The organism is Streptomyces sp. NPDC090045 (assembly GCF_044747975.1).
GTDB lineage: Bacteria > Actinomycetota > Actinomycetes > Streptomycetales > Streptomycetaceae > Streptomyces.
Map to the genome: position 1 here is coordinate 398,787 of NZ_JBIVFA010000007.1, position 24,807 is coordinate 423,593.

Here is a 24,807-nt window from a genome sequence, read left to right on the forward strand (position 1 = left end):
CCGGGAGGGAGGCCGCTCACTCGACCGTCTGGCGGCCCTCGGGACGGGCGCTGCACGCGCTGCGGAAGGAACAGTGGTCGCAGTGCTTGCCCGCGGCGGGCGCGAACCGCTCGTCGAGGACCCGGCCGGCGGCGGTCGCGAGCAGGTCGCCGACCCACTCCCCGTCGAGCGGCTGCTGGGCCTGGACCTTGGGGACCGTGTCGCCGCCGTCGCGCTGGGCCGCGCCCTGCCGGAGCTGGACGAGCTCGGCGCCGCCGGGGGTGGGGCGCAGCCCGTCGAAGACCTCGTCGACGGCGCCCTCGCGCACGGCGAGCTGGTAGACCGCGAGCTGGGGGTGGCGGGCCACCTCGTCCTTGGTGGGCGCGGACTTGCCGGTCTTGAAGTCGACGACGTACGCGCGCCCCTGCGGGTCCGATTCGACCCGGTCCATGGAACCCCGGATGCGGACGGCGACCTCACCGGCTTCGAGCGTGACGTCGAACTCGTGCTCCGTGGCCACGGCCGCCCGGCCCCCGCGGTCGGTGGTGTGCCAGCGCAGGAAGCGTTCGAGGGCGGCGCGGGCGTTGTCCTTCTCCTGGCGGGACTTCCAGGGCGCGTCGAAGGCGAGGGCGTCCCACACCGAGTCGAGGCGTTCCATGAGCACGGCCAGGTCGGCGGGGGTGCGGCCGGAGGCGACCTCGTCGGCGAGGACGTGGACGACGTTGCCGAAGCCCTGGGCGGCGGTGGACGCGGTGTCGGCCTTGACCTCGCGGCCGAGGAACCACTGCAGGGAGCAGGTGTTGGCGAGCTGCTCCAGGGCGCTGCCGGACAGGGCCACGGGCCGGTCCCGGTCGCGGAGCGGGACGCTGCTGCGGGTGGGCTCGTACAGGCCCCACCAGCGCTGCGGGTGCGCGGCCGGGACCAGGGGGCGGTCCTCGTCGTCGGTGAGCGCGGCGAGGCGGGCCAGGCGCCGGGCGGCGGCGTCACGCAGGGCGGGCGAGGCGTCCGGGTCGACGGTGGTCGCGCGCAGTTCGGCGACGAGCGCGGGGACGGCGAGGGGGCGGCGGGGGCGGCCGGTGACGTCCTTCGGGGTGACCCCGAGTTCGGTCAGGAAGCGGGAGGGCTGGTCGCCGTCGTCGGCGGGGGCCTTGACGGCGGTGACGACGAGGCGGTCGCGGGCGCGGGTGGCGGCGACGTAGAAGAGCCGGCGCTCCTCGGCGAGGAGGGCGCCGGGGGTGAGGGGCTCGGCGAGGCCGTCGCGGCCGATGCGGTCGGCCTCCAGGAGGGAACCGCGGCGGCGCAGGTCGGGCCACAGGCCCTCTTGGACGCCGGCGACGACGACGAGGGACCACTCCAGGCCCTTGGAGCGGTGGGCGGTCATCAGGCGGACGGCCTCGGAGCCGGTGGCGCGGGCCGTCAACGTGTCGGCGGCGATGTCCTCCGCCTCCAGTTGTTCGAGGAAGTTGAGCGCGCCGCGGCCGCCGGTGCGCTCCTCGGCGCGGGCGGCGGTGTCGAAGAGGGCGCAGACGGCGTCGAGGTCGCGGTCGGCGTTGCGGCCGGCGGCGCCGCCGCGACGGGCGCTGCGCTCCAGCCGCTGGGGCCAGGGGGTGCCGTCCCAGAGGATCCACAGGGCCTCTTCGGCGGTGCCGCCGCCCTGGAGCAGCTCGCGGGCCTTGCGCAGGAGCAGGCCGAGGCGCTGCGCTCCGCGGGCGTACGCGGGGTCGTGCGCGGTGAGCCGCTCCGGCTCGGCGAGGGCGCGCGCGAGCAGCACGTCGGAGGGCGCGGGCACCTTGACGCCGGCGGCGCGCTCCTCGTCCCGCAGCGCCCGGCCGAGCCGCCGCAGGTCGGCGGCGTCCATGCCGCCGAGGGGTGAGGTGAGCAGGGTGACGGCCGCCTCGACGCTGACGCCTCCGGCGGGGTCGGCGGTGTCGGGGCTGGGCCCCGGGGCCGGCTCGTCGGCGGGGTACGCGTCGGCGTGGGGGGAGGTTTCCCGCCCACCCGCCCCGGAGATGCGAGCGAGCTCGCCCGGCTCGTCGCCCATGGCGGCTTCCGGGCCCGCACCGGCGGTGCCTGTGGCCCCCGCGGAGCCGGGCGTGGTTGCCGGGGCGGGGGAGGTTTCCCGCCCACCCGCCCCGAAGGTGCGAGCAAGCTCGCCGTCAGCGGCGGCCTCGGCCGCCCCGTCGGACACGCCGGGCCTCGCCTCCCCGTCGGCCACGACGGCACCCGTGCCGGCCCCGCCGGTGCCTACGGCGGCACCCACGCCCGCCCCGCCAGTGCCAGCGACAGCGCCCGCGCCCGCCTCGCCGGTGCCTGTGGCGCCCGTGTCGGCATCGCCCACACCGGCGGCACCCGTGCCGGCCGCGCCCGCACCGGCCGAGCCGGGGATCGTCACGTCCGATTCCCGCTCGCCTGCGGCGGCCGAGGCTCCGGCGGTCGCGTCCGCCGGGGCCTCCACCGCGGCACCCGCGCCAGCCCCGTCGGCTCCGGCGGAGCCGGGGGCCGTCGCGGCCGGCTCGCGCTCGCCTGCGGCGGCCTCGGCGGTCGCGGCGGTCGCGGCGGTCGCGGTGTCGGCCTGGTCCGGGGGCAGGGTTGCCGTGGCTGTGAGGCGGAGGGCGGTCAGGAGGGGGGCGATGGCGGGTTCGTGGCGGAGGGGGGTGTCCGTGCCGTCCGTTTCGGCGGGGACTCCGGCCGAGATGAGGGCGCGGCGCATCGCGGGGAGGGTCCGGCCGCCGGCGCGGACCAGGACGGCCATGTCCTGCCAGGGGACGCCGTCCTCCAGGTGGGCCCGGCGCAGGATGTCGGCGATGTTGTCCAGTTCGGCGCCGGCCGTCGGGTACGTGAAGACCTCCACCCGGCCGCCCTCCCGGGTGGCCTGGAGCCCGCGGTGGGCGCGTACCGCCGTGGCCGGCAGGCGCGGGACCGGCATCCGGGTGGTGAGGAGACGGGTCGCCGTCAGCAGGGCCGCGCCGGAGCGGCGGCCCACCGTCAGGGCCTTGACCTCGGCGCCCGGGAACGCGGACTCGAAGTCCAGGATGTTGTTGATGTCGGCGCCGCGGAAGGCGTAGATCGACTGGTCGGGGTCGCCGAAGGCGACCAGCGTGCCGCCGCGCCCGGTCAGCGCCCGCAGCAGCCGCAGCTGGGAGGCGTCCGTGTCCTGGTACTCGTCCACGAAGATCGCGTCGTAGGAGGAGGACAGGGCCGGGGTGCCTTCCGCGAGGAGGACCGCGCGGTGGAGGAGTTCGGCGTAGTCCAGCGTGCCCTGCAGGTCCAGGACGTCCAGGTACTCGGAGAGGAAGGCCGCCGCGGCCTTCCAGTCCGGGCGGCCGATGCGGTCGGCGAACGAGGAGAGGGCCTGCGGGCCGAGGCCCAGTTCGCGGGCGCGGGCCAGCACCGCACGGACCTCGTCGGCGAAGCCGCGCGTGGTCAGGGCCGCCCGCAGGTCGTCGGGCCAGCGGATGGAGCGGATCCGGCGCTGGCCCTCCAGGAGGGTGCGGACCATCACGTCCTGCTCCGGCCCGGACAGCAGCCGCAGCGGGTCGGCGAAGAGGTCGGTGTCCTGGTGGGAGCGGACCAGGCCGTAGCAGAAGGAGTGGAAGGTGGTGGCCTGCGGAGCCCGCGCACCGCCCAGCCGCAGGGCGGCCCGGTCGCGCAGTTCCACCGCCGCCTTGCGGCTGAAGGTGAGGATGAGGATGCGGGCGGGGTCCGCCCCCGCTTCCACCCGGGCGGTGACCGCCTCGACCAGCGTGGTCGTCTTCCCGGTGCCCGGTCCGGCCAGGACCAGGAGCGGTCCGCCGGTGTGGTCAACCACCGCCCGTTGCGCTGCGTCCAGCACAGGGGGATCCACCCGTTCCGGCCCGGTGCGCACGAGGCGGTACGCGTCCGGGGTCCGCGTATGCCGCCGCTCGGTGCGGCGGCTATCGGAGGAAGAGGTGATCACGTGGGGTGCCGGTCCTGGTGGGTCTGCGGGTGCTGCCGTGACGGCTCGCGGAGAAGCCGAAGAGGCAACGCTACGGCAACCCGCCGACGCCGCGCAGTCCCCCCGGGTAGCCCGTACGGACGTTCGCACCGTCGCCCGATCGCCCGTCCAGGCCGCCCATGGCCGAAGCTGTCAGGTGTGAGCCTCGTCGCGTGTGCCGTCCGGTCCGGGGTCTCCCGGGGCCCCGTCCCAGCGCGCCCGGCGCATGTCCAGCCGCGGCTCGCCGCCCGCGGTCAGGCGCAGCGGGGTGGCCTCGGCCCGGTAGTGCTCCAGGGCGCGCAGCTCGTGGCCGGGCAGGGGTACGCCGTCCGCCCGCACCACGCGCCACCAGGGCACGGCTCCTCCGTACAGGGCCATGACACGCCCGACTTGGCGCGGGCCTCCCTCTCCGAGCCATTCGGCGACGTCCCCGTATGTCATCACCCGGCCGGGCGGAATACGCTCTGCCACCTCAAGCACGTGCTCCGCGTAGGCGGGCAGCTCCTCACTCATTCAGCACATGGTGCAGTACGCCGGAGGCCGGCCGGCGGAAGTCGGGGTTCCGGACCGGCACGCACCCTGATGCCCCGCTGGCCGGTCGGTCCGTGCCACCATCTTCCGGGCGGTGACTGGTGATACGTGATCAAGAAGAGACGGATGTGACGACGAAGGAGCAGGGTGTGAGCCCTCCGGACGGCGCGGCGGCGGACGACGGCGCGCGCCCAGACGACGGCGCCGCCCCCCGCCCCGAACCCGTTCCGGCGACCCACCCGCAGACCCCGCCGAAGGCTCTGTCCAAGGTTCCGCGCCCCGAGAGTGACACCGACCGCGGCACCGACGGCGAGGGCGGCGACGCGGAGGGGTCGCACGGCCACGCCTCCACGGACGCCGACCGCGTCGAGGTCGACGAGCCGCTGCTCGCCGCCCGCGTGCACCGGCCGTCCGACCTCGTACGCCTCCTCGTCGGCATCCTCGGCATCGCCGTCCTGCTCGCCATCGCCGCCTTCGCCCACGGCACGACGGTCGGTCTCGAAGAGGACATCAGCAAGGGCACCGGCCAGGCGCCGGACCTGCTGATCAAGGTCGCGGCGCTCGTGTCGAGCATCGCCGTGCTGCTGCTGCCCGTCGCCTTCGCCGTGGAGCGGCTGATCAAACGCGACGGGCTGCGCATCGCCGACGGCGTGCTCGCCGCCGTCCTCGCGCACGGCGTCACCCTCGCCACCGACCTGTGGGTCTCCCAGGCCGCCCCCGACACCATCCAGGACGCCCTGACCCGCTCGGCGGGCAACGGGGCCCTCACGGATCCGGTGCACGGCTACCTCGCGCCCGTCATCGCGTACATGACCGCCGTCGGCATGACCCGCAGACCCCACTGGCGCGTGGCGCTGTGGGTGGTCCTGCTGCTCAACGCCCTCACCATGCTGGTCAACGGCTACACCACGCCCTTCTCGATCATCCTCACCGTGCTGATCGGCTGGAGCGTCGCCTACGGCACCCTGTACGCCGTCGGCTCGCCCAACGTGCGCCCCACCGGGCAGAACCTCCTCGCCGGCCTGCGCCGGGTCGGCTTCCAGCCGGTCAGCGCGATGCGCGCCGAGATGCCCGAGGGCCCCGAGACGACCGAGGTGAGCGACCGGGGCCGGCGCTACCACGTCACCCTGGAGGACGGCCCGCCGCTCGACGTCACCGTCGTCGACCGCGAGCAGCAGGCCCAGGGCTTCTTCTACCGGGTCTGGCGCCGCCTCACCCTGCGCGGCATCACCACGGGGCGCAGCCTGCAGTCGCTGCGCCAGGCGCTGGAGCAGGAGGCGCTCCTCGCGTACGCGGCCATCGCGGCCGGGGCCAACGCGCAGAAGCTGATCGCCACCTCCGAGCTCGGTCCGGACGCGGTGATGCTCGTGTACGAGCACCTGGGCGGCCGGACCCTGGACTCCGTACCCGACGAGGAGATCACCGACGACCTCACCCGCAACGCGTGGGAGCAGGTACGGGCCCTCCAGTCGCGGCGGATCGCGCACCGGCGGCTGACCGGGGACGCCCTGGTGGTGGATCGTTCCGCCAATGTCATCCTCACCGACCTGCGGGGCGGCGAGATCGCGGCGGGCGATCTGGTGCTCCGGATGGACGTCGCGCAGCTGCTCACCACGCTCGGCCTGCGGGTCGGGGCGGAACGGTCGGTGGCCTCGGCGGTGTCGGTGCTCGGCCCGGACACGGTGGCGGACTGCCTGCCGCTGCTCCAGCCCATCGCGCTGAGCCGTTCCACCCGGGCGACGCTGCGCAAGCTGGCCCGGGAGCGGGCGGAGCGGCAGCGGGAGGCCGTACTGGAGTCCTCGCGGGCGGCGAAGGCGGCGCGCGAGGCGGAGTCCGCGGCCTCCGCGACCTCGGTGCCCGCCTCGGCGGCGGCCGACCGCAAGGCGGAGAAGAAGGCCCTGGACGACGCGCTGGACGGGGCGCGCGAGGAGGACCTGCTCAGCCAGATCCGCCAGCAGGTGCTGCTGATCCGCCCGCAGGCCCCGGTGGAGCCGGCCCGGCTGGAGCGGATCCGGCCGCGCACGCTGGTGTCGTTCATCGCGGGCGCGTTCGGTGCGTACTTCCTGCTCACGCAGCTCGCCCACGTGGACTTCGCGACGATCATCGGCGAGGCGCAGTGGGGCTGGGTCGGGGCGGCGCTGGCCTTCTCGGCGCTGACGTACTTCGCGGCGGCGATGAGCCTGCTGGGCTTCGTGCCGGAGCGGGTGCCGTTCCTGCGGACGGTGGTCGCGCAGGTGGCCGGCTCGTTCGTGAAGCTGGTGGCCCCGGCGGCGGTCGGCGGTGTCGCGCTGAACACCCGCTTCCTGCAGCGGGCGGGGGTCCGGCCGGGGCTGGCGGTCGCGAGCGTGGGCGCCTCCCAGCTCTTCGGGCTGGCCAGCCACATCCTGCTGCTGCTGTCCTTCGGCTACCTGACCGGAACCGAGAAGACCCCCGAGATGACCCCCTCGCGGGCGGTCATCGCGGGGCTGCTGACGGTCGCGGTGCTCGTGCTGGTGGTGACGGCGGTCCCGTTCATGCGGAAGTTCGTCGTGACGCGGGTGCGGGCGCTGTTCGCGGGCGTGGTGCCGCGCATGCTGGACGTGCTCCAGCGGCCGAAGAAGCTGATGACCGGCATCGGCGGGATGCTGCTGCTGACCGGCTGCTTCGTGATGTGCCTCGACGCGTCGATCCGCGCGTTCGGGGGCGGCGAGGCCATCAGCTACGCGAGCATCGCGGTGGTCTTCCTGGCGGGCAACGCACTGGGGTCGGCGGCGCCGACGCCGGGCGGCATGGGCGCGGTGGAGACCACGCTGACGCTGGGGCTGATCGCGGCCGGGCTGGAGAAGGAGGTCGCGATCTCGGCGGTGCTGTTGTTCCGGCTGATGACGTTCTGGCTGCCCGTGCTGCCGGGCTGGATCTCGTTCAACTTCCTGACCCGCAAGGAAGCCATCTAGCCTCCGGCTCGGCCCGCGGCCCAAAGACCGGGGCTCCGCCCCGAACCCCCTACGGCGCTCCGCGCCCGCGCCTCAAACGCCGGCGGGGCTGGGTTTGGCGGAGTCGGAGGGGTGGGGACCCGTTTGGGTCAGCGCGGGGGCGGGGGTGGCGGGGGGCGCACAGGATGGAGGTATGCCGAGAAACGCCTGGCGGGTCACCGCCGCCGCCGCACTCGCCGCCGCTCTGCTCTCCACGGCCGCGTGCTCCGACGACGGCGAAGGGGGGCAGCCGAAGGCCGACGGCACCGAGCCGGTCAAGCCCCTCAAGTGGGGCGACTGCGACGCCCCCACCCCCGCGCAGGGCAGCGGCCCGGTCCCGCCCAAGGACTGGCAGTGCGCCACTCTCGACGTCCCCCTCGACTACGCCGACCCGGGCGGCAAGACCGTCCCGATCGCCCTGATCCGCGCCAAGGCCCGCGACCAGAAGAACCGTCTCGGCTCCCTGGTCTTCAACTTCGGCGGCCCCGGCGGCTCCGGCATCGCCACCCTCCCCGGCGCCGCCAAGGAGTACGAGGCCCTGCGCGCCCGGTACGACCTGGTCAGCTTCGACCCCCGCGGGGTGGGCGGCAGCGATCCGGTCCTGTGCCAGAACGACAAGCAGCTGGACCAGTACACCGCCCAGGACGCCTCCCCCGAGACCCCGGAGCAGGAGAAGGCCTTCATCGAGAACATCCGGAAGTACCAGGAGGCCTGCGAGAAGAACTCCGCCGAACTGCTCCCCCACGTCGGCACCGAGAACGCCGCCCGCGACCTGGACCGCATCCGCCAGGCCCTCGGCGACGAGAAGCTGAACTACTTCGGCATCTCCTACGGCACCGAGCTCGGCGGGGTCTACGCCCACCTCTTCCCCAAGAACGTCGGCCGGGCCGTCTTCGACGCCGTCGTGGACCCGACCAAGACCGCCGAGGGGAGCGCCCTGGGCCAGGCCAAGGGCTTCCAGCTCGCGCTCGACAACTTCGCCCAGGACTGCGTGGACCGCGGCGACGAGTGCCGGCTCCAGGGCAGCACGCCCAAGGAGATCGAGGCCGGGATCATCAAGCTGCAGAAGTCGCTGGCCGCCAAGCCCATCCCGGGCATCGGGGACCGGATGCTCACCGAGACCCAGGCGACCAACGGCATCGCGCAGGCCCTGTACTCGCAGGAGCTGTGGCCGCTGCTGGAGCAGGGCCTCGACGAGGCGGAGGGCGGTCAGGGGCAGCTGCTGATGGCCCTGTCCGACGCGATCAACGGCCGTGACCAGCAGGGGCGTTACAGCAACATCGGGGCGGCCAACACCGCCATCAACTGCGTGGACGACAAGGAGCGCTACACCCTGGAGCAGACGAAGGCCAAGCTGGCGGAGTTCCGCGCGGCCTCGCCGGTCTTCGGGGACCTCCTCGGCTGGGCCATGATGTCCTGCACCGGCTGGCCGGTCGCCGGGACCTGGGAGACCCCCGACGTCTCCGCGCCGGGCTCCGACCCGATCCTGGTGATCGGCAACACCGGCGACCCGGCCACCCCGTACGAGGGCGCCCGCAACATGGTGGAGCGGCTCGGCCCCGGCGTGGGCGTGGAGCTCACGTACAAGGGCGAGGGGCACGGCGCGTACAACAGTGGCGACCCCTGTGTGCAGGAGGCCGTCAACACGTACCTGCTGGACGGGAAGACGCCGAAGGCGGGCACCGTCTGCACCGCGAGCCCGGACGCCACGGGGACGCCCGTCGCGCCGGAGGATCCGGCGGGCGCCTGATCCGGACCGGGATCCGGAGAACGCCGCAGGGGCCGTACCGGGCGACGTGCGCGGTACGGCCCCTGCGGGGTGACTGCTAGTAGACCGGCTTCTCGGGCTCGATCTGGTGGACCCAGCCGATGACGCCGCCGCCGACGTGCACCGCGTCCGCGAAGCCCGCGGACTTCAGGACCGCGAGGACTTCCGCACTGCGGACACCCGTCTTGCAGTGCAAGACGATGCGCTTGTCCTGCGGCAGGTCCTGGAGGGCCGTGCCCATCAGGAACTCGCCCTTGGGGATCAGCTTCGCGCCGGGGATCGAGACGATCTCGTACTCGTTGATCTCGCGGACGTCGATGATCTCGATGGGCTCGTCGCTGTCGATCCACTCCTTGAGCTGCTTGGGAGTGATCGTGGAGCCGGCGGCCGCCTCCTGGGCCTCCTCCGACACGACGCCGCAGAAGGCCTCGTAGTCGATGAGCTCGGTGACGGTCGCGTTCGGACCGCAGACCGCACAGTCGGGGTCCTTGCGGACCTTGACCTGGCGGTACTGCATCTCCAGGGCGTCGTAGATCATCAGACGGCCGACGAGCGGCTCGCCGACGCCCGTGAGGACCTTGATGGCCTCGGTGACCTGGATGGAGCCGATGGACGCGCAGAGCACGCCCAGCACGCCGCCCTCGGCGCAGCTCGGGACCATGCCCGGCGGCGGGGGCTCCGGGTAGAGGCAGCGGTAGCACGGGCCGTGCTCGGACCAGAAGACCGAGGCCTGGCCGTCGAAGCGGTAGATCGAGCCCCATACGTACGGCTTGTTCAGCAGCACGCAGGCGTCGTTGACGAGATAGCGCGTGGCGAAGTTGTCCGTGCCGTCGACGATGAGGTCGTACTGGCTGAAGATCTCCATCACGTTCTCGGCTTCGAGCCGCTCTTCGTGCAGGACCACGTTCACGTACGGGTTGATGCCCAGCACGCTGTCGCGGGCCGACTCGGCCTTGGAACGGCCGATGTCCGCCTGGCTGTGGATGATCTGGCGCTGCAGGTTCGACTCGTCGACCTCGTCGAACTCCACGATGCCCAGGGTGCCGACGCCGGCCGCGGCCAGGTACATGAGGGCGGGCGAGCCGAGGCCGCCCGCGCCCACGGCCAGCACCTTGGCGTTCTTCAGGCGCTTCTGGCCGTCCATCCCGACGTCCGGGATGATCAGGTGGCGGGAGTACCGACGGACCTCGTCAACGGTGAGCTCAGCAGCTGGCTCGACCAGGGGTGGCAGCGACACGGGGACTCCGTAGATGGTGACGTCTTAACGGTGGTTCTCTCCGTAACACTGCCACGCCCGTCTTCATTCCAAGACACCTGTCCCAATTCGTGAGACGATTTCGTCCCAGTACCCGGGCATCGAGGCCCACGGGTCGCGGTCGCCGACGGCGCGCCGGTCCGTGAACCAGATGGTGCCCGCGCCCTGCCAGCGGGCGATCCGCATCGCCTCCTCCAGGTGGGTGCGCGGCACCCCGTGGACCAGGTGGCAGAACCGCTCCGCCGGATGGTCCGCGGTCCACTCCGCCACCTGCGACCACCGGTAGTCGGCCCAGGCCCCGGAGAAGGTGACCAGCTGGTCGGCGGCCTCCGCATAGCCCTCGTACGGATGAGTGCCGTGCCCGAGCACGATCCGCAGGTCCTCCCCGAGACCCCGCAGGGTCTCGACGACCCGGCACACCGAGGCCAGGTCCGCCTTGTCGGCCGGGGTCTCGGCCAGGTAGAAACCGCCGACCGCGTACCAGTCGCGGAAGCGGTGGGCGTCGGAGATCAGCTCCCCGAAGGACCGTGATCCGTCTCGCATCGCGAGATGGCCGAGGACCGTGCCGTCCGCGCCGCGCAGCTTCGCCGCCGCTTCCGTGCAGTGCGGGTCGGGCCGCCCGCCGGGACCGTCCGTGACGTTGAGCACCGCCCAGTGCAGCGGGGTGCCGGGGCGGGTCAGCTCGGCCCACTCGACGGGGGCGAGCAACGGGTGCGCGTAGCCGGGGATGCCGAGGCCGAGGCGGCCGGCCTCGGTCGCGGCGGCGGTCATCGCCCCCGGCGGCGTGGTCAGATGCGGCACGCCGCCTCCATCCAGATGTCCGCGAGGGATTCCTCCAGGTTGATCCGGGGCCGCCAGCCGAGCCGGTCGCGGGCGGTACGGACGTCCGCCTGCTGCCAGGCCCCGCAGCCGTCGGGGTACGGGTACGGCTGGGGGGCCGCGGCCGAGAGCTGCTCCGCGGTGGCCTCGGAGCGGGGGGACCCGATGGAGGCGAGCCCGGCCGGGCGGCCGGGATGCGGGTGCGCCTGCGCGGATCCGCCGTGCGGGACGTCCAGCTCGTGCAGGGCCCCTCCGTACCCGGCGACCCGGGCCAGGACGGCGGCCGCGTCCCGCAGCCGGACCGCCCGGCCGGTGCCGATGTTGACGACGCCCTGGGCGGCGGACAGGGAGGCGGCGTGCACGGCCCGCGCCACGTCCCGTACGTCGACGAAGTCGCGCTGCACGCCGAGCCCGCTGAGCTTCAGCTCGCCGTCGCCCGACTGCATCGCGCGGCGCATGGCCTCGGCGAGCCGGCCGAGCGGGGATCCGGCGGGGGTGCCGGGGCCGACGGGCGAGAAGATCCGCAGGACGACGGCGTCCAGCCCGGAGCCGAGCACGAGCTCGGTGGCGGCGAGTTTGCTGACGCCGTACGGCCCGCCGGGTCTCGGCACGGCGTCCTCGGCCGTGGAGGATCCGGGCTGGCTGGGCCCGTACTCGGCGGCGCAGCCGAGCTGGACGAGGCGCGCCCCGCAGCCGCTGCGGCGCAGCGACTCGCAGATCGTGGCGACGGCGACGGTGTTGTGCCGGGTGAGTTCCCGGGCCCCGCCCCGGGTGGCGCCCGCGCAGTTGATGACGACGCCGGGGTGGACGGCGTCGAGGAAACGGGTGAGCGCGCCGGGGCTGCCGGTGGCGAGGTCGAAGCGGACGTCGGCGTCGTCGCCGCGGCCGAGCGCGGTGAGCTGGACGGCGGGGTCGGCGAGCAGCCGGTCGGCGACGTAGCGGCCGAGGTATCCGTTGGCTCCGATCAGCAGCACCCTCATCGCGTGACCCCTTGGTTGGTTGGCTGGCCGGTCATGTCTGTTTCTCCTTGCGGACGGGTGGATGGATGGGGCGGGGTACGGGTAAAGCGCCTCGGCGTCGGCTCCGAAGGTCGGTGGTCGTCCCCGCGCCGTCAGGGCCGCGCATGCGCGGATGCACGGGACAGGGCGAGGACGGCGTGTACGAGGAGTCCGGCCGCGGCGGCGAGTGCCGCCGCCGGGACCGGGATCAGGGCGAGGGCGAGGGCGGCTCCGACGGGGCCGCGGTGGGCGCCGTGCCGGAGCAGGAGCCGGGTCAGGAACAGCAGCAGTGCGAGCGGCGCAGCCACAGGGAGCGGGGTGCCGGCGAGCGCGGCCGCCCCCGCGGCGGCCCCGGTGAACACGGCGACGGTCGCGACGAGCAGGGGCCGGGCCCGGTCCGCGAAGTCCTCCAGGGCGCGGCTCCCGCCGAGCCGGGCCCGGGCCCCCGCGGCGAACGCGGCGGCGAGCAGGTGCCCGGGGGCGACGGCCAGCGCGAGGGCGACGGCGAGGGCGGGGCCGTGCCGGTGCGCGGCCCAGGCCACGAGGGCCGCGGCCAGCAGGTGCGCGGCGTAGGGGAACCGGCCCCCGGCGGTCCGCCCCGGCCACACCAGGGCGACGACGGTGACGGCCACGGCGACGGGCCCCGCCCACGCCTGCCCGGCGGCGGCCGCGCCGAACGCGAGGGCGCCGGGCAGCAGGGCGTAGCCGAAGCCCCGGAAGGCGGGGGCCGAGGCCCCTGCGGGGGCGCGGCCGGGCTGGGCGGCGGGGTGCTCCCCGCGCGGGCTCCGGGCGTACAGCTCCTCGGCGAGCGAGAAGACGTCGCGGTGGCGGAAGCGGGCGGCGGTGCGGTCGGTGATGCCGTGGGCTTCCAGCCCGGCGGCGATCTCCAGCGGGTCCACGGCCCGCTCGCACAGCTCCCGGTGCCGATGCAACAACGCCTTGACCGGATCCCCACCACCCCGCCGCCGCACCGGCTGCGCCTCCGCTGCGCGCAGCCCAGGCCCGCCTCCAGCCGTGCCGACGGCCAACTCGGCCTCGCCGGGGGCAAATCCAGCGCCGCTGGCGTACGTAGCGCGGGAGCCCGCACCTTCCGCCTCGCCGGGGGCAAATCCAGCCTCGCCAGCGTTTGAAGCGCGGGAGCCCGCACCTTCCGCCTCGCCGGGGGCAAATCCAGCCTCGCCGGCGTGTGAGGCGCGGGGGTCCGGGGGCAGCGCCCCTGGCAACGGCGCCGCGCCGGACCGTGCACCGGAGGACGGCATCACACCTGCAGCACCGCTGCCGGGGCTCCGCCCCGGACCCCGCTCCTCAAACGCCGGAGGGGCTGGATGTGCCGAGGCTGCGAATGGCCACGCCTCGGGCACCTCCGGCGAGGCGGTGGTCTGTGGGTCGATGGTGGTCATACGGTGGCCTCCGGGGACGGGTCCGGCAGGGGCTCGGCCCAGGTGGGGCTGGTCCAGTGGCCCGGTACCCGCGCTTCCGGGGGCCGGGCGAAGGGGACCTCCCCGGCCGGCCGGGCGGAGCCCTTGGCCAGCAGCCGCAGGTAGATCTCCTGGAAGGCCGCCACGTTCTGCTCGACGGTGAAGAGCTCCAGCGCCCGCGCCCGCGCGGCCGCGCCCAGCCGCTGCGCCCGCTCGGGATCGCGCAGCAGCGACAGGCAGGCGTCGGCGAGCGCCCGGGGATTGCGCGGCGGGACGACGAGCCCGGTGCCGCCGATGACCTCGAACACCGCGCCCACGTCGGTGGAGACGGTGGCCCGGCCGCAGAACATCGCCTCGGCCAGGGTGACCGGGAAGCCCTCGATGACGGAGGACAGCACGACGACGCGGCCCGCGCCGTACGCATCGGCCGAGGAGGGCGCGTCGGGTCCGCCGATCTCCTCGAAGGTGACGGGGTTCTCCCCGGCCGTGACCGCGTCGGCGGCCTCGTCGGGGAAGAGCTGCGCGGCCAGGGAGCGGCAGTCGGCGAGGTAGCCGGGGGCCGCGGCCGTGGCGAAGATCCGCAGCCGGGTGTGGGGCTCGGCCCTGCGCACCTCGGCGAAGGCGTGCAGCAGGCCGATGAGGTCCTTGGCGGGCTCTGTCCGGCCGACCCACACGAGCGTGTCGGGGTCCCCGCAGTCCGCGGCTTCGCCGACGGTGGCGAATCGGTCCGCCTCCATTCCCGGGTAGACGGTGCGCAGCCGTTCCCGGGTGGCTCCGCACTTCTCCTGCCAGCGCCGGGCGTGCGCGTTCCCGGGGGTCAGGAAGTCGGCCCGGGCGTAGATCTCGGCGGCCAGCCGGAGGTGGAAGGCGCCGAGCAGGGCCCGTACGGCGGGGCGGTCGGCCGGCTCGCCCCGTGCGTCGAGCTGGGCGAGGTAGTGGGCCCGGAGCTGGACCCCGTACTCGGTCACCAGCAGCGGGACCCCGCAGAAGCGTTTGGCCAGCAGCCCCGGGAGGGCCGCCACCCCGCCCGCCGCCGCGTGGCAGATGTCGGCCGCGCCGAGACCGCCCGGGTCCTCGTACCAGTCGAGGGACAACGGCCGCAGCAGCCGCTCCAGTTCGTCCACGAACTCCAGCAGGTCGGTGACCTGCGCCGCCCGTACGGCGGCGCTCGCGCCCGGCGCCCGGCAGGCGGACTCCAGCGCGCGCACCGCGGACTCGGAGCGCAGGGCCGCGTACAGCCCGCCCTGTTCGCGGGCGAGTTCGGCGAGTCCGTACAGCCCGGAGGCGAAGGGGTCGGGCGCGCCGGTGCAGATCCCCTGGACCAGCTCCCGGAAGCAGTCGCCGAACCGTCGGCGCTCGCGCCGGGAGTAGCTCCGTCCGTCGTCGGCGGGGGCCCAGAGGGGGGCCGTCCGGACGCGGGTGACGTGCTCGGGCAGCGGGACCCGTGCGCGTTCCTGCTCGGCGCTGCGGCTCAGTGCGTAGAGCTCGAACTCGTGCTGCGGGAGCCCGCGCACGAGCCGGTCGCACCACAGCCTCGCCTCTCCCGTCGCATACGGATAACCACCTTCCGTGACCAGTCCGATCCGCACGAGTGGCACCCCCGATCTCCCGTTCAGGCGGTCGCCGTCGGTCAGGCGACCCGCCGCGGGAGAACTCAAGCGGATATGCCGAAGGCGCGACGGACGGTTGTCCGTCGCGCCACCGGAAGGGGTGAAGAGTCGTAACTTTCCCGTACGGTTCGCGTTCGAGCACGCTAGAAGTACGGCCTGACGACTAGGCGAAGGCCTCCTGCCGGAAGGTGCGGCGCTCGGCGGCCAGTACGGGGTCCAGTGCCGGGACCGCGGCCAGCAGGCGGCGGGTGTACGCGTGGGCCGGACGGTCGTAGACCTCGTCCACCGGGCCCTCCTCCACGACCTCGCCGGCCCGCATGACGGCCACCCGGTCGCTGACCTGCCGGACCACCGCCAGGTCGTGCGCGATGAAGACGAGGGCGATGCCGAGCTCCCGCTGGAGTTCCGCCAGCAGCGCGGTGACCTGCGCCTGCGTGGTCACGTCGAGGGCCGAGACCGGCTCGTCGCAGACGATCAGCCGGGGGCGGGGCGCCAGGGCCCGGGCGATGCCGACCCGCTGGCGCTGGCCGCCGCTGAACTCGTGCGGGTAGCGGTCGTAGTGCCCGGGCTCCAGCCCGACGCGCAGCAGCAGCTCCCCGACGCGGGCCCGCACGGCCGCCTCGTCCCTCTCTCCGGCGGCGCGCAGCGGGTCCGCGATGGACTCGCCGATGGAGCGGCGCGGGTTGAGGGAGGACACCGGGTCCTGGAACACCATCTGCACGCCGTCCGCGATCCCGTCGGCCGGGGCGCCGTCCCGGCGGATCTGCCCGGAAGTGGGCTCCAGCAGCCCGACGAGCATCCGCCCGAGCGTGCTCTTGCCGCTGCCGCTCTCCCCCACGATCCCCAGCGTCTCCCCGGCCCGCACGGCGAGCGAAACCCCGCCGACGGCCACGACCCGCCGCTTCCCCCGCCCGAACTCCCGCCGCACCCCAAACACTTCAACCACAGGCTCCGCCGCCGAATCCACCCCCGCCGGAGCCAAACCCAGCCCCGCCGGCGTTTGAGGCGCGGGTCCGGGCAGAGCCCGGGAGGCCCGCGGCCCGTCCAACCTCGGCACCGCCGCCAGCAACGCCCGCGTGTACGGCTGCGCCGGTGCGGCCAGCACGGAAGCCACCTCCCCCCGCTCCACGGCGTAGCCACCCCGCATGACCAGCAGCTCCTCCACGCTCTCCGCCGCCACCCCCACGTCGTGGGTGACCAGCAGCAGCCCGAGCCCCCGCTCCTCCCGCAGCCCGTGCAGCAGGTCCAGGATCTGCGCCTGGACGGTGACGTCCAGCGCGGTGGTCGGCTCGTCGGCGATCAGCAGCCGCGGTTCGCAGGCCAGCGCCATCGCGATGAGGGCCCGCTGCCGCATGCCGCCGCTGAACTCGTGCGGCCGCGCGCGGGAGCGGCGTACCGCGTCCGCGATGCCGACCCGGTCCAGCACCTCGACGGCCCGTGCGCGGGCGGCCCGCCGGGAGACGTCCGCGTGAACCCGGTACACCTCGGCGATCTGGTCGCCGATGGCGTAGTACGGGTCGAGAGAGCTCAGCGGGTCCTGGAAGACCATGGCGGCGGTGCCGCCGCGCAGCCGGCGCAGTTCGGCCGCCGGGGCCGTGCCCACGTCGGTGCCGCCCACGCGGACGGTCCCGGCCAGCCGGGCTCCCGTTCCGCGGTGCAGTCCGAGCAGGGCGGCGGCCACGGTGGACTTGCCGCTGCCGGATTCGCCCACGATGCCCAGGGCGCGTCCCGCGTCCAGGGTGAAGGAGAGCCCGTCCACGGCCCGTACGTACTCCCCCGCACCGCCGACCGCGAAGTCGACCACGAGGCCGTCGACCTCCACCAGTGGTTGCGTCATGCGAGGGTCACCCTTCGGTCCGCGGCGGCGTACAACAGGTCGGCGACCGCGCCCGCGAGGACCACGGCCGTGCCGATGGCCAGGACGACGCCCACCACGACGGGCAGGTCCACGACCCGCACCCCGTCGATGAGGGTCTTGCCGAGGCCGGGGATCCCGAACAGCGACTCGGTCAGCACGGCGCCGCCGATCATCGTGCCGAAGTCCACGGCGCTGAGTGCGATCACGGGGGCCACGGCCCCGCGCACCGCGTGCCGGGTGACGACGGCCCGCTCCCCCACCCCGTAGGCGCGGAAGGTGCGGATGTGGTCCTCGGCGAGCGTTTCCAGGGTTGAACTGCGCGTGAGGCGGGCGTACTTGGCGCTCTCGAAGAGGCCGAGCGTCACCCACGGCAGGAGCAGGTTCCAGGCCCACTGCTCGGGGTCCTCGGTCAGTGGCACGTACGTCGGGAAGGGCAGCCACTGCAGGTAGGCGCAGACGCTCATGAGCAGCAGCAGTCCCAGGATGAAGACGGGGGTGCCGGTCCCGGCGAGCGTGAGGACGGTCAGCACCCGTTCGGTGATGCCGTCGCGGCGCAGCGCGGACAGCAGCCCGGTGCCGACGCCGACCACCAGCCAGATCACCAGCGCGCCCAGCGCGAGCGAGAGGGTGGCGGGCAGCCGCTCCAGGATCAGCTCGGTGACCTGCTGGTCGTTCTGGTACGAGAATCCCAGGCAGGGCGCGTCGCAGTGCAGGACGAGCCCGGCGCCGCCGGAGTAGTCCCGGCCCACCAGCAGCCCCTGGAGGAAGTGCAGGTACTGGGCGACCGCCGACTCGTTCAGCCCGAGCTGTTCGCGCACCTGGGCGATCTGCGCCGGGTTGCAGCGCTCCCCGCAGGCGAGGCGGGCGGGGTCGCCGGGGGCGAGGTAGAAGAGGGCGTAGATGAGGACGGACAGGGTGAGCAGCACGAGCAGTGCGCCGCCGGTCCGTTGGAGTACGAAGCGGGTCACTGCTTGCGCTCCTTTCTGGTGCCGACCCGCAGGCGGGAGCCTTCGCGCGGGTCGAGGGCCGTGCGGACGGCGTCGCCGAGCACGGTGAAGGCGAGCACGGTGACGAAGAGCAGCCCGGCGGGGAGCAGGACGTAGGCGGGGTCGGCGCGGAACCAGGTCTGGGCGCTGGACAGCATCTGTCCCCATGAGGGGGTGGGCGGTTTCACGCCGACCCCGAGGAAGGAGAGCGAGGCCTCGGCCACCATGGCGGAGGGGACCTTGATCGCGGCGAGGGTGATCACGGGGGCGGCCAGTGAGGGCAGCAGTTCCCGGCGGGCGATCCGCAGGGTGCTGTTGCCGGAGAGCCGGGCGGCGTCCACGAAGTCCAGGTCGCGCAGGGCGAGGGTCTGGGCGCGCACCATCCGGGCGACGCCGCCCCAGTCGAGCAGCCCGATGATCAGGATCAGCAGCAGCGGCCGCGGGAAGTCGGGCGGGACGACGGCGGTGAGCGCGATGCCGAGCACCAGCATGGGCAGGGCGATCATCACGTCGGTGAACCGGCCGATGAGCTGTCCGGCGAAGCGGTTGCCGAGGGCGGCGGCGAGTCCGGCGGCCACTCCGACGGCGGTCTGTACGGCGGTGGCGCCGAGGGCGACGAGCAGGGAGATCCGGGCGCCGTAAACGAGCCGGGTGAACAGGTCGCGGCCGGTGCCCGGTTCGACGCCGAGCCAGTGGTCGGCGGAGATCCCGCCGAAGGAGCCGTACGGGACGCCGCCGCGCGCGGAGTCGACGAGGTCGTCGTGGTACGCGTTCGGGTCCTGGCCGGTGAGCTGGGCGAGCAGGGGCGCGGTGAGGGCGAGCAGGACGAGCAGGGCGAGGACGCCCGCGGCCGCGAGGGCCGCGGGGCGGCGGCGCAGGCGCCGCCCGACCTGGCGCGCGGTGCCCGCGCCCGGGGTGACGATCCCGGGCGCGGGCAGCGGCGGTTCGGCGGTGACGGTCACTTGACGGAGACCTGCGAGATGTCGAGGACGCCGGTCCAGTCGCTGATCACGACGTTCTTGACGTCCTTGCCGACGAGCCGCTTGTAGACCGGGTGGAAGAGCGGCACGTCGAGGGCCTGCTCGCCGATCTTCTTGTCGAGGGCGCCCCAGCGCTTGCCGGCGGCCGCGAGGTCGGTCAGCTTGGCGATCTCGTCGATCTCGGCGTTCACGGCCGGGTCGTTCAGCTGCGCGTGGTTGTAGTTGGAGCCGCTGGCCACGATCTGCCGGCCGTCGAAGATCGGGGCGAGGAAGGGGCCGCCGGACGGCCAGTCGGCGCCCCAGCGGGAGAGGAAGAAGCCGGGGGTGTTCTTGGCGTCCCAGCGCTTCTCGTTGAAGGCGTTGTTCTCCAGGCCCTCCAGCTTGACCGTGATCCCGGCGGCGGCGAGCGCCTGCTGGACGGCGGTGGCGACCTCGGGGCTGGTCTGGCGGTTCTGCGCGGTGGAGTGGGTCAGGGTGACGGTGACGCCGTCGGGGAAGCCGGCCTCCTTGAGCAGTTCCCTGGCCTTGGCCGGGTCGCCGGTCTTGCCCGCCGGGAAGTGGTCGTAGGGCGTGAAGCCGAAGGCCTCGCGCTCGGGCAGGAAGGTGGTGGCGGGCTCGGCGAGCGCGGAGCCGCCCGCGGCGTTGACCACGCTGGTGCGGTTGATCGCGTAGGAGACGGCCTGGCGCACCTTCGGGTTGTCGAAGGGGGCCACCTTCGGGTTGAAGGCCAGGTAGTTGACGTAGCCGAAGTGGCCGGTGCCGATGCGTCCCTCCAGCTCCTTGTTGCTGCCGATCTGGGCGAGTTCGGCGGGTCCGAGGTTGGTGTCGGTGGTGATGGCCGCCGCGTCGGCGCCGGAGCTGGTGGACAGGCGCTGGTTGATGACGGCGGAGTCCAGCCCGGAGCGGACGTCGATCTTGTCCGGGTAGGCCTTGCGCTCCTCGTCGGTCTTCTCGTCCCAGTGCTCGTTGCGCTCCAGGGTGAGGTGTTCGCCGTCGTTGTCGTTCTTGACGACCTTGTACGGGCCGGAGGAGACGGGGTGCTCCTCGTACTTGACCCCGGTGTCCTTGGCCTTGGGGACGGGCGCGAACTGCGTCTGGGTGGCGACGAAGGGGAACTCGCCCTCGGGCTTGCGCAGTTTGAAGACGATGGTCTTCGCGTCGGGCACGACGATCGAGTCGAGGCCCTTGCCGCCGTCCTTGTAGGGGCCCTCGTACGTCTCGCCGCCGACCAGCCAGTCCCGCAGGTACGGGGCGCCGCCCGACAGCTCGCCGGCGAAGGACCGCTCGATGCCGTACTTGATGTCGGCGGTGGTGATCGGGGTGCCGTCCTCGTACTTCAGCCCGTCCTTGAGCGTGTACGTCCACTCCGTGGCGTCGGCGTTGGGCCGCCCGGTGTCGGTGGCCAGGTCGGGCACGACCTTGGTGCCGGCCGCCCCGGCTTCGCGGTTGCGGGTGGTCAGCGTGCGGAAGACCAGCGAGGGAACGTTTCCGCCGCCCGAGGTGTAGAGCCGGGCCGGGTCGAAGTCGCTCTGCGGCTCGGAGTTGAGGACGGTCAGGGTGCCGCCCTTCTGCGGGGCGCCTCCGGCGGCGCCCGGCTTGTCGCCTAAACCGGCCTTGTCCGCGCCGTCCTTGGGCCCGCAGGCGGCGGCGCCCCCGGCCAGTACGAGGCTGACGGCGACCGCGGCCACGCGGCGCGATATGTGGGACTGACGCAACATCGGAAAAGGACCTCTCGGCGTGAGGGAAGAAAGGGAGAAAAGGTGGAGGCCACGCCAGGGGCAGCGATCGGCGCCGGAAGAGGGGTCACCGATGACAGAAGAGCCGCGCCTGCGGGCATGCGTACACCCGGGCGCGGCGAAATACGGAAAAAGGGTCGCGGCGCTTCAGGCGAGCGTCAGCGACAGAAGATGTCGGCCACGCTGTGCGCGGTCACACCAAGCAGCGCCAGCTCAATGGCGGCGCTCGCGGTCATGGTGTGGTGCTGCGACATGCGGAGAACCATCGCCGATGATCGGACGGATTGTCAACGCGGGTTCCGGCCGTGGTGGCGGTCCGGGACGTCAACCGCCGGGGTGCACCCAGGGGTTGGCCTTGCACTCGATTCCGCCGATGTCGAGGGACTTGGTCTGCTGCTGCATGATCGGCGCGAGCGCGCCCGGGGTCCGGCAGTTGACGTGCCCGTGCCCGAGCCGGTGGCCGACCTCGTGGTTGATGAGCATCTGGCGGTAGGCGAACATCTGGTCCGGGCCGTAGGTCGCGGAGCCCTGTGCCCAGCGGAACGCGTTGATCATGACCCGGGAGGTCGACGCGGAGTCGCAGGAGACGTTGTCGACGGTGGTGTCGAGGTCGGACTTGGCGCACCAGACCCCGGTGGTCCCGGGGCTGGCCAGCGTGATCACGAAATCGGCCTCGCCGCCCGGCACCCGTTCGAAGGTCATCGCGCCCCCGTGGGCCCAGCTGCGCGGGTCGTTGAGGGTGCGCTGGACCGCCTCGGCGAAGAGCTGCGGGTCCAGGCCCAGGCCCTGCTCGACGTCGACGCGGTAGCGCACGAGCTTGCCCTTGCCGGGGGCCTTGGCCACGCCGGGCACGGTGTCGAAGGTCCCGGGGCCGGTGAGCTTCGCGTCGATGGGCAGCTGCTGCGCCATCTGCTGCTCGTACGTCAGCTCCGGCGCGGGCGCGGCGGAGGGCGCCGCGGGTGCGGCCGCGGGGGCCTCCGGGGTGGGTCGGCCGTCCGAGCGGGAGGTGGCCGGGTCGGACCGGCCCTCGTCGGGAGCGGCCGCCGCGCCGGTCTTGGCCGCGTCGCCGTCCGAGAGCGCCTGGCCCGCGACGACGACGGCGAGGACGGTGGTGACGGCCACGGCCGCCATGCCGGTGTACGTGCGGACCTTGTGGCCGCGGCCGGGGCCGGGCGGCTCCGCGACGGGATCGACGGGTTTTCGCGGCCCGGGCACGCGGCGGTGCGACCCGGTGGAGGTGAAGGGATCGGGCGCGGGAGCCGGTACGGGGGCCGGGGCGCGGGTCGGCGCCGGGGCCTGGGCCTGCGGTTCCAGGACCACCTGCGGGAAGCCCACGGCGGGGGTGCCGAAGGCCGGGGTGCCGGAGTCCAGGAGGGCGGCGCCGGCCGCGGGAGCCGTCGCCGGTGCCGCGCCGGTGGTGGCGCGGCGCGGGCGCGGTATTCCGTGCCAGTCCCCGTAGACGGAGTCGGAGCGGGCGCCCCAGGCGTCGCCGGACTCGTACTGCTGGGGGTGGCCCCCGGCGCGCGCGCCGGCGAACGGCGCGTCCTGGGAGACGTACCCCTGGTGGGTCACGGTGGGCTCGGGCCAGTACGCGGCGGGCGGTTCCTCGTACGGCCACGGCTCCGGCCCGGGCTGCGACGGGAGGGGAGCGGGGGCCGCGGCAGGAGCCGGGGCCGGGGCTGTGCCCGCCTTGCGGCTATGTCGTCCCACGGTCGTCAGCCTCTGCCGTCTTCGGTGTCCCGGTCGGTCCCGTCCTCGCCCGTGCCCGTGTCGCGGAGCAGCTCCCGGAAGGCGGCGGCGACCGCCTCGGGGTACTCCATCATCGCCACGTGCCCGGCCTCGGGCAGGGTCAGCAGCCGCGAACCCCGGAAGGCCGCGGCGGCCTTGTGCGCCATACGGTACGAGACCAGTTGGTCCCGGCCACCGTAGACCAGGAGCGAGGGTGCGAGAACCCGCTGCGCCTGGCGCCACAGCCCGTGCTGGCCGCCGAGGGTGTAGGCGTCGACGATGCCGCGCGAGGAGCGGGTCATCGCCTCCCAGAAGTACGGCAGGGCCATCCGCCGCTCCATCTCCTCCACGGCGTGGCGGAACCCCTCGGATGTCACCCGGGAGGGGTCTCCGTAACAGAGGTCCGTCACCCCACGGGTGCGCTGCTCGGCGCTGAGGCCCCGAGTCAGCCGGCTGAAGAGCCCCGCCACCCCCGGTACGGCGAGCAGCGCGGTCGGCACGGCCGACTTCTGCACGCGCAGTTCGGGCAGGGCGGGCGAGATCAGCGTGAGGGTGCGCACGAGGTCGGGCCGGACGGCCGCGACCCGGGTGGAGACGGCGCCGCCGAGGGAGTTCCCGAACAGGTGGACCGGTCCGCGGTCGGCGGCGTCGAGGTGACGGATGACGGCGCGGGCGAACGCGGTGACGGAGTAGTCCCGGTCGGCGGGCGGTGGGGACCAGCCGAAGCCGGGCAGGTCCACTGCCTCGCCGTCGACGGTGTCGGCCAGCTGCGCCATGAGGTCCGACCAGTTCTGCGAGGAACCGCCCAGTCCGTGCACGAACAGCGCGGGCGGCAGGCCCGTGCGCAGCGGCGGGCGCACCCGCACGGCCAGTTCCAGCCCGGGCAGCGCGGCGGTGCGCAGCTGCTCTCCCTCGGCCACCCGGACGTCCCCCACCAGGGAGGACAGCTCGGCGGTGGACCGTACGCCCGGCAGCTCGGTCGAAGACATGCAGGCAATGTTACGAGACGATCACGTTCCACTTCCTGTGTTCGCCGTCACAGACACAAGCGGATCCGGATCCGCATAGCGGCGCCCCCTCGATCCTCCTAGGCTCATAGGTGAGAGCAAGGAAGCGAGGGGAGCGGCATGACTGTCGACCCTGCGGAGCCGGACACCTTCCGGGAGCCGTTTCCGGAAACCCTCGATCCTGAGGCGCCCGAGGCGGATGTGGCGGAGCAGCTGGCCGGTCTCCGGCCGGACGAGGACGACCCGATCACCGGTGCGGATGTGGGCGAGGCCGCGGACGGCGATGCCGCCGAGCAGGCGCGGGTGGTGCCGCTGGACGAGGACGACTACCGCTGACCGGCCTTCGACCGAGCGCTGACCAGCGTCTCCGGGTCGTCCGTACCGCGAGAAAACTCCGCTTGAACCCTCCAGATTCGGTTACCGAAAAGTACGATGGCGGGCGCGGCGCAGAGCGCACTGTGTTCTTAGAGAAAGTGGGAGGCGGCGTGACAGCCATCGAGCAGACCGAGGCAGCGCGTCCGCGGGGCACGCGACTGCCGCGCCGAGCCCGGCGCAACCAGCTCCTCGGCGCGGCCCAGGAGGTTTTCGTCGCGCAGGGTTACCACGCCGCGGCGATGGACGACATCGCCGAGCGTGCCGGAGTGAGCAAGCCGGTGCTGTACCAGCACTTCCCCGGCAAGCTCGACCTGTACCTGGCGCTGCTGGACCAGCACTGCGAGGCCCTGCTGCTCGCCGTGCGCACCGCGCTCGCGTCGACGACGGACAACAAGCTGCGCGTGGCCGCGACGATGGACGCGTACTTCGCGTACGTGGAGGAGGAGGGCGGCGCCTTCCGGCTGGTCTTCGAGTCCGACCTGACGAACGAGCCGGCGGTGCGCGAGCGCGTCGACCGCGTCTCGCTGCAGTGCGCCGAGGCCATCTGCGAGGTCATCGCCGAGGACACCGGCCTGTCCCGGGACGAGTCGATGCTGCTGGCCGTGGGCCTGGGCGGGGTCTCGCAGGTCGTGGCCCGCTACTGGCTGTCCAGCGAGAGCCCGGTCGCCCGCGACACGGCGGTCGGCCTGCTGACCTCGCTCGCCTGGCGCGGCATCGCCGGTTTCCCGCTGCACGGCGCCGAGCCGAGCCCCGACCCGGCCTGACCGGCCCGCGGCACCGTCACCGTCACCGGCCGTTGTTCGCTGCCAGCGTGTCCGCTCTGCGCGGTCCGCATCCCCTCTCCGGGCTAATG

General features: G+C 73.8%; 18 protein-coding genes. 4 read left to right on the forward strand and 14 right to left on the reverse strand.

Annotated elements, in window-relative coordinates; all coding sequences use genetic code 11:
- Window positions 1–16 precede the first annotated feature (16 nt).
- Both ACIPYQ_RS21445 and ACIPYQ_RS21450 read right to left on the reverse strand, forming a co-directional pair.
- The gene (locus ACIPYQ_RS21445; protein ID WP_401253441.1) at window positions 17–3,913 is read right to left on the reverse strand and encodes a UvrD-helicase domain-containing protein; all 3,897 of its coding nucleotides are present in this window, start codon (window positions 3,911–3,913) and stop codon (window positions 17–19) included.
- A gap of 174 nt (window positions 3,914–4,087) precedes the next feature.
- Window positions 4,088–4,447: an MGMT family protein gene (locus tag ACIPYQ_RS21450; RefSeq protein ID WP_361752955.1), complete on the reverse strand. Its 360-nt coding sequence runs from the start codon at window positions 4,445–4,447 to the stop codon at window positions 4,088–4,090.
- A gap of 167 nt (window positions 4,448–4,614) precedes the next feature.
- On the opposite strand from ACIPYQ_RS21450, the gene ACIPYQ_RS21455 reads away from it, so the two are divergent.
- Together ACIPYQ_RS21455 and ACIPYQ_RS21460 are read left to right on the forward strand one after the other, a co-directional pair.
- Entirely contained in the window at window positions 4,615–7,398 is a 2,784-nt protein-coding gene (locus tag ACIPYQ_RS21455) for a lysylphosphatidylglycerol synthase domain-containing protein (RefSeq protein WP_401253329.1), read from the forward strand.
- Between the two features lie 172 nt (window positions 7,399–7,570).
- On the forward strand, window positions 7,571–9,166 hold the full coding sequence (locus ACIPYQ_RS21460) for an alpha/beta hydrolase (protein WP_401253332.1): 1,596 nt from the start codon (window positions 7,571–7,573) through the stop codon (window positions 9,164–9,166).
- A gap of 76 nt (window positions 9,167–9,242) precedes the next feature.
- Here ACIPYQ_RS21460 and moeZ read toward each other — a convergent pair whose 3' ends face one another.
- From moeZ to ACIPYQ_RS21520, 12 genes are all read right to left on the reverse strand, one after another.
- Window positions 9,243–10,421 carry an adenylyltransferase/sulfurtransferase MoeZ gene (moeZ, locus tag ACIPYQ_RS21465; protein WP_361771087.1) on the reverse strand — a complete coding sequence of 393 codons (1,179 nt, stop codon included), beginning with the start codon at window positions 10,419–10,421 and terminating at the stop codon, window positions 9,243–9,245.
- A 63-nt stretch (window positions 10,422–10,484) separates the two neighbouring features.
- Window positions 10,485–11,240, reverse strand: a complete 756-nt coding sequence (locus ACIPYQ_RS21470) for a spherulation-specific family 4 protein (protein WP_401253335.1) — start codon at window positions 11,238–11,240, stop codon at window positions 10,485–10,487.
- Window positions 11,228–12,238 (reverse strand): NAD-dependent epimerase/dehydratase, encoded by a 1,011-nt coding sequence (locus ACIPYQ_RS21475; RefSeq protein ID WP_401253338.1) that lies wholly within the window; start codon window positions 12,236–12,238, stop codon window positions 11,228–11,230. The genes ACIPYQ_RS21470 and ACIPYQ_RS21475 overlap by 13 nt, the downstream gene beginning before the upstream one ends.
- Before the next feature lie 131 nt (window positions 12,239–12,369).
- Window positions 12,370–13,191 carry a hypothetical protein gene (locus ACIPYQ_RS21480; RefSeq protein WP_401253341.1) on the reverse strand — a complete coding sequence of 274 codons (822 nt, stop codon included), beginning with the start codon at window positions 13,189–13,191 and terminating at the stop codon, window positions 12,370–12,372.
- 461 nt (window positions 13,192–13,652) lie between these two features.
- On the reverse strand, window positions 13,653–15,263 hold the full coding sequence (locus ACIPYQ_RS21485; RefSeq protein WP_401253344.1) for a DUF3492 domain-containing protein: 1,611 nt from the start codon (window positions 15,261–15,263) through the stop codon (window positions 13,653–13,655).
- Between the two features lie 184 nt (window positions 15,264–15,447).
- The gene (locus ACIPYQ_RS21490; RefSeq protein WP_401253347.1) at window positions 15,448–17,121 is read right to left on the reverse strand and encodes a dipeptide ABC transporter ATP-binding protein; all 1,674 of its coding nucleotides are present in this window, start codon (window positions 17,119–17,121) and stop codon (window positions 15,448–15,450) included.
- Window positions 17,118–18,110, reverse strand: coding sequence for an ABC transporter permease (locus ACIPYQ_RS21495; protein WP_401253349.1), 993 nt, complete (start codon window positions 18,108–18,110; stop codon window positions 17,118–17,120). The genes ACIPYQ_RS21490 and ACIPYQ_RS21495 overlap by 4 nt, the downstream gene beginning before the upstream one ends.
- Window positions 18,107–19,090: an ABC transporter permease gene (locus tag ACIPYQ_RS21500; RefSeq protein WP_401253351.1), complete on the reverse strand. Its 984-nt coding sequence runs from the start codon at window positions 19,088–19,090 to the stop codon at window positions 18,107–18,109. The genes ACIPYQ_RS21495 and ACIPYQ_RS21500 overlap by 4 nt, the downstream gene beginning before the upstream one ends.
- Window positions 19,087–20,826 (reverse strand): ABC transporter substrate-binding protein, encoded by a 1,740-nt coding sequence (locus ACIPYQ_RS21505; protein WP_401253354.1) that lies wholly within the window; start codon window positions 20,824–20,826, stop codon window positions 19,087–19,089. The genes ACIPYQ_RS21500 and ACIPYQ_RS21505 overlap by 4 nt, the downstream gene beginning before the upstream one ends.
- 176 nt (window positions 20,827–21,002) lie before the next feature.
- Window positions 21,003–21,098: an Ms4533A family Cys-rich leader peptide gene (locus ACIPYQ_RS21510; protein WP_319729120.1), complete on the reverse strand. Its 96-nt coding sequence runs from the start codon at window positions 21,096–21,098 to the stop codon at window positions 21,003–21,005.
- 70 nt (window positions 21,099–21,168) lie between these two features.
- Window positions 21,169–22,554, reverse strand: coding sequence for a DUF3152 domain-containing protein (locus ACIPYQ_RS21515; protein ID WP_401253356.1), 1,386 nt, complete (start codon window positions 22,552–22,554; stop codon window positions 21,169–21,171).
- A gap of 5 nt (window positions 22,555–22,559) precedes the next feature.
- Entirely contained in the window at window positions 22,560–23,561 is a 1,002-nt protein-coding gene (locus tag ACIPYQ_RS21520) for an alpha/beta fold hydrolase (RefSeq protein WP_401253359.1), read from the reverse strand.
- Between the two features lie 138 nt (window positions 23,562–23,699).
- Between ACIPYQ_RS21520 and ACIPYQ_RS21525 the strand changes: the two genes are divergently transcribed.
- Both ACIPYQ_RS21525 and ACIPYQ_RS21530 read left to right on the forward strand, forming a co-directional pair.
- Window positions 23,700–23,915, forward strand: coding sequence for a hypothetical protein (locus ACIPYQ_RS21525; RefSeq protein ID WP_319724817.1), 216 nt, complete (start codon window positions 23,700–23,702; stop codon window positions 23,913–23,915).
- Between the two features lie 149 nt (window positions 23,916–24,064).
- Window positions 24,065–24,718 (forward strand): TetR/AcrR family transcriptional regulator, encoded by a 654-nt coding sequence (locus ACIPYQ_RS21530; RefSeq protein ID WP_361770281.1) that lies wholly within the window; start codon window positions 24,065–24,067, stop codon window positions 24,716–24,718.
- The last annotated feature ends 89 nt before the right edge of the window (window positions 24,719–24,807 follow it).

Coding starts and splice junctions, on each gene's coding strand:
- ACIPYQ_RS21525 (WP_319724817.1), top strand. CDS start 23,700: ATGACTGTCGACCCTGCGGAGCCGGACACCTTCCGGGAGCCGTTTCCG.
- ACIPYQ_RS21490 (WP_401253347.1), bottom strand. CDS start 17,121: ATGACGCAACCACTGGTGGAGGTCGACGGCCTCGTGGTCGACTTCGCG.
- ACIPYQ_RS21450 (WP_361752955.1), bottom strand. CDS start 4,447: ATGAGTGAGGAGCTGCCCGCCTACGCGGAGCACGTGCTTGAGGTGGCA.
- ACIPYQ_RS21505 (WP_401253354.1), bottom strand. CDS start 20,826: ATGTTGCGTCAGTCCCACATATCGCGCCGCGTGGCCGCGGTCGCCGTC.
- ACIPYQ_RS21475 (WP_401253338.1), bottom strand. CDS start 12,238: ATGAGGGTGCTGCTGATCGGAGCCAACGGATACCTCGGCCGCTACGTC.
- ACIPYQ_RS21460 (WP_401253332.1), top strand. CDS start 7,571: ATGCCGAGAAACGCCTGGCGGGTCACCGCCGCCGCCGCACTCGCCGCC.
- ACIPYQ_RS21510 (WP_319729120.1), bottom strand. CDS start 21,098: ATGTCGCAGCACCACACCATGACCGCGAGCGCCGCCATTGAGCTGGCG.
- ACIPYQ_RS21520 (WP_401253359.1), bottom strand. CDS start 23,561: ATGTCTTCGACCGAGCTGCCGGGCGTACGGTCCACCGCCGAGCTGTCC.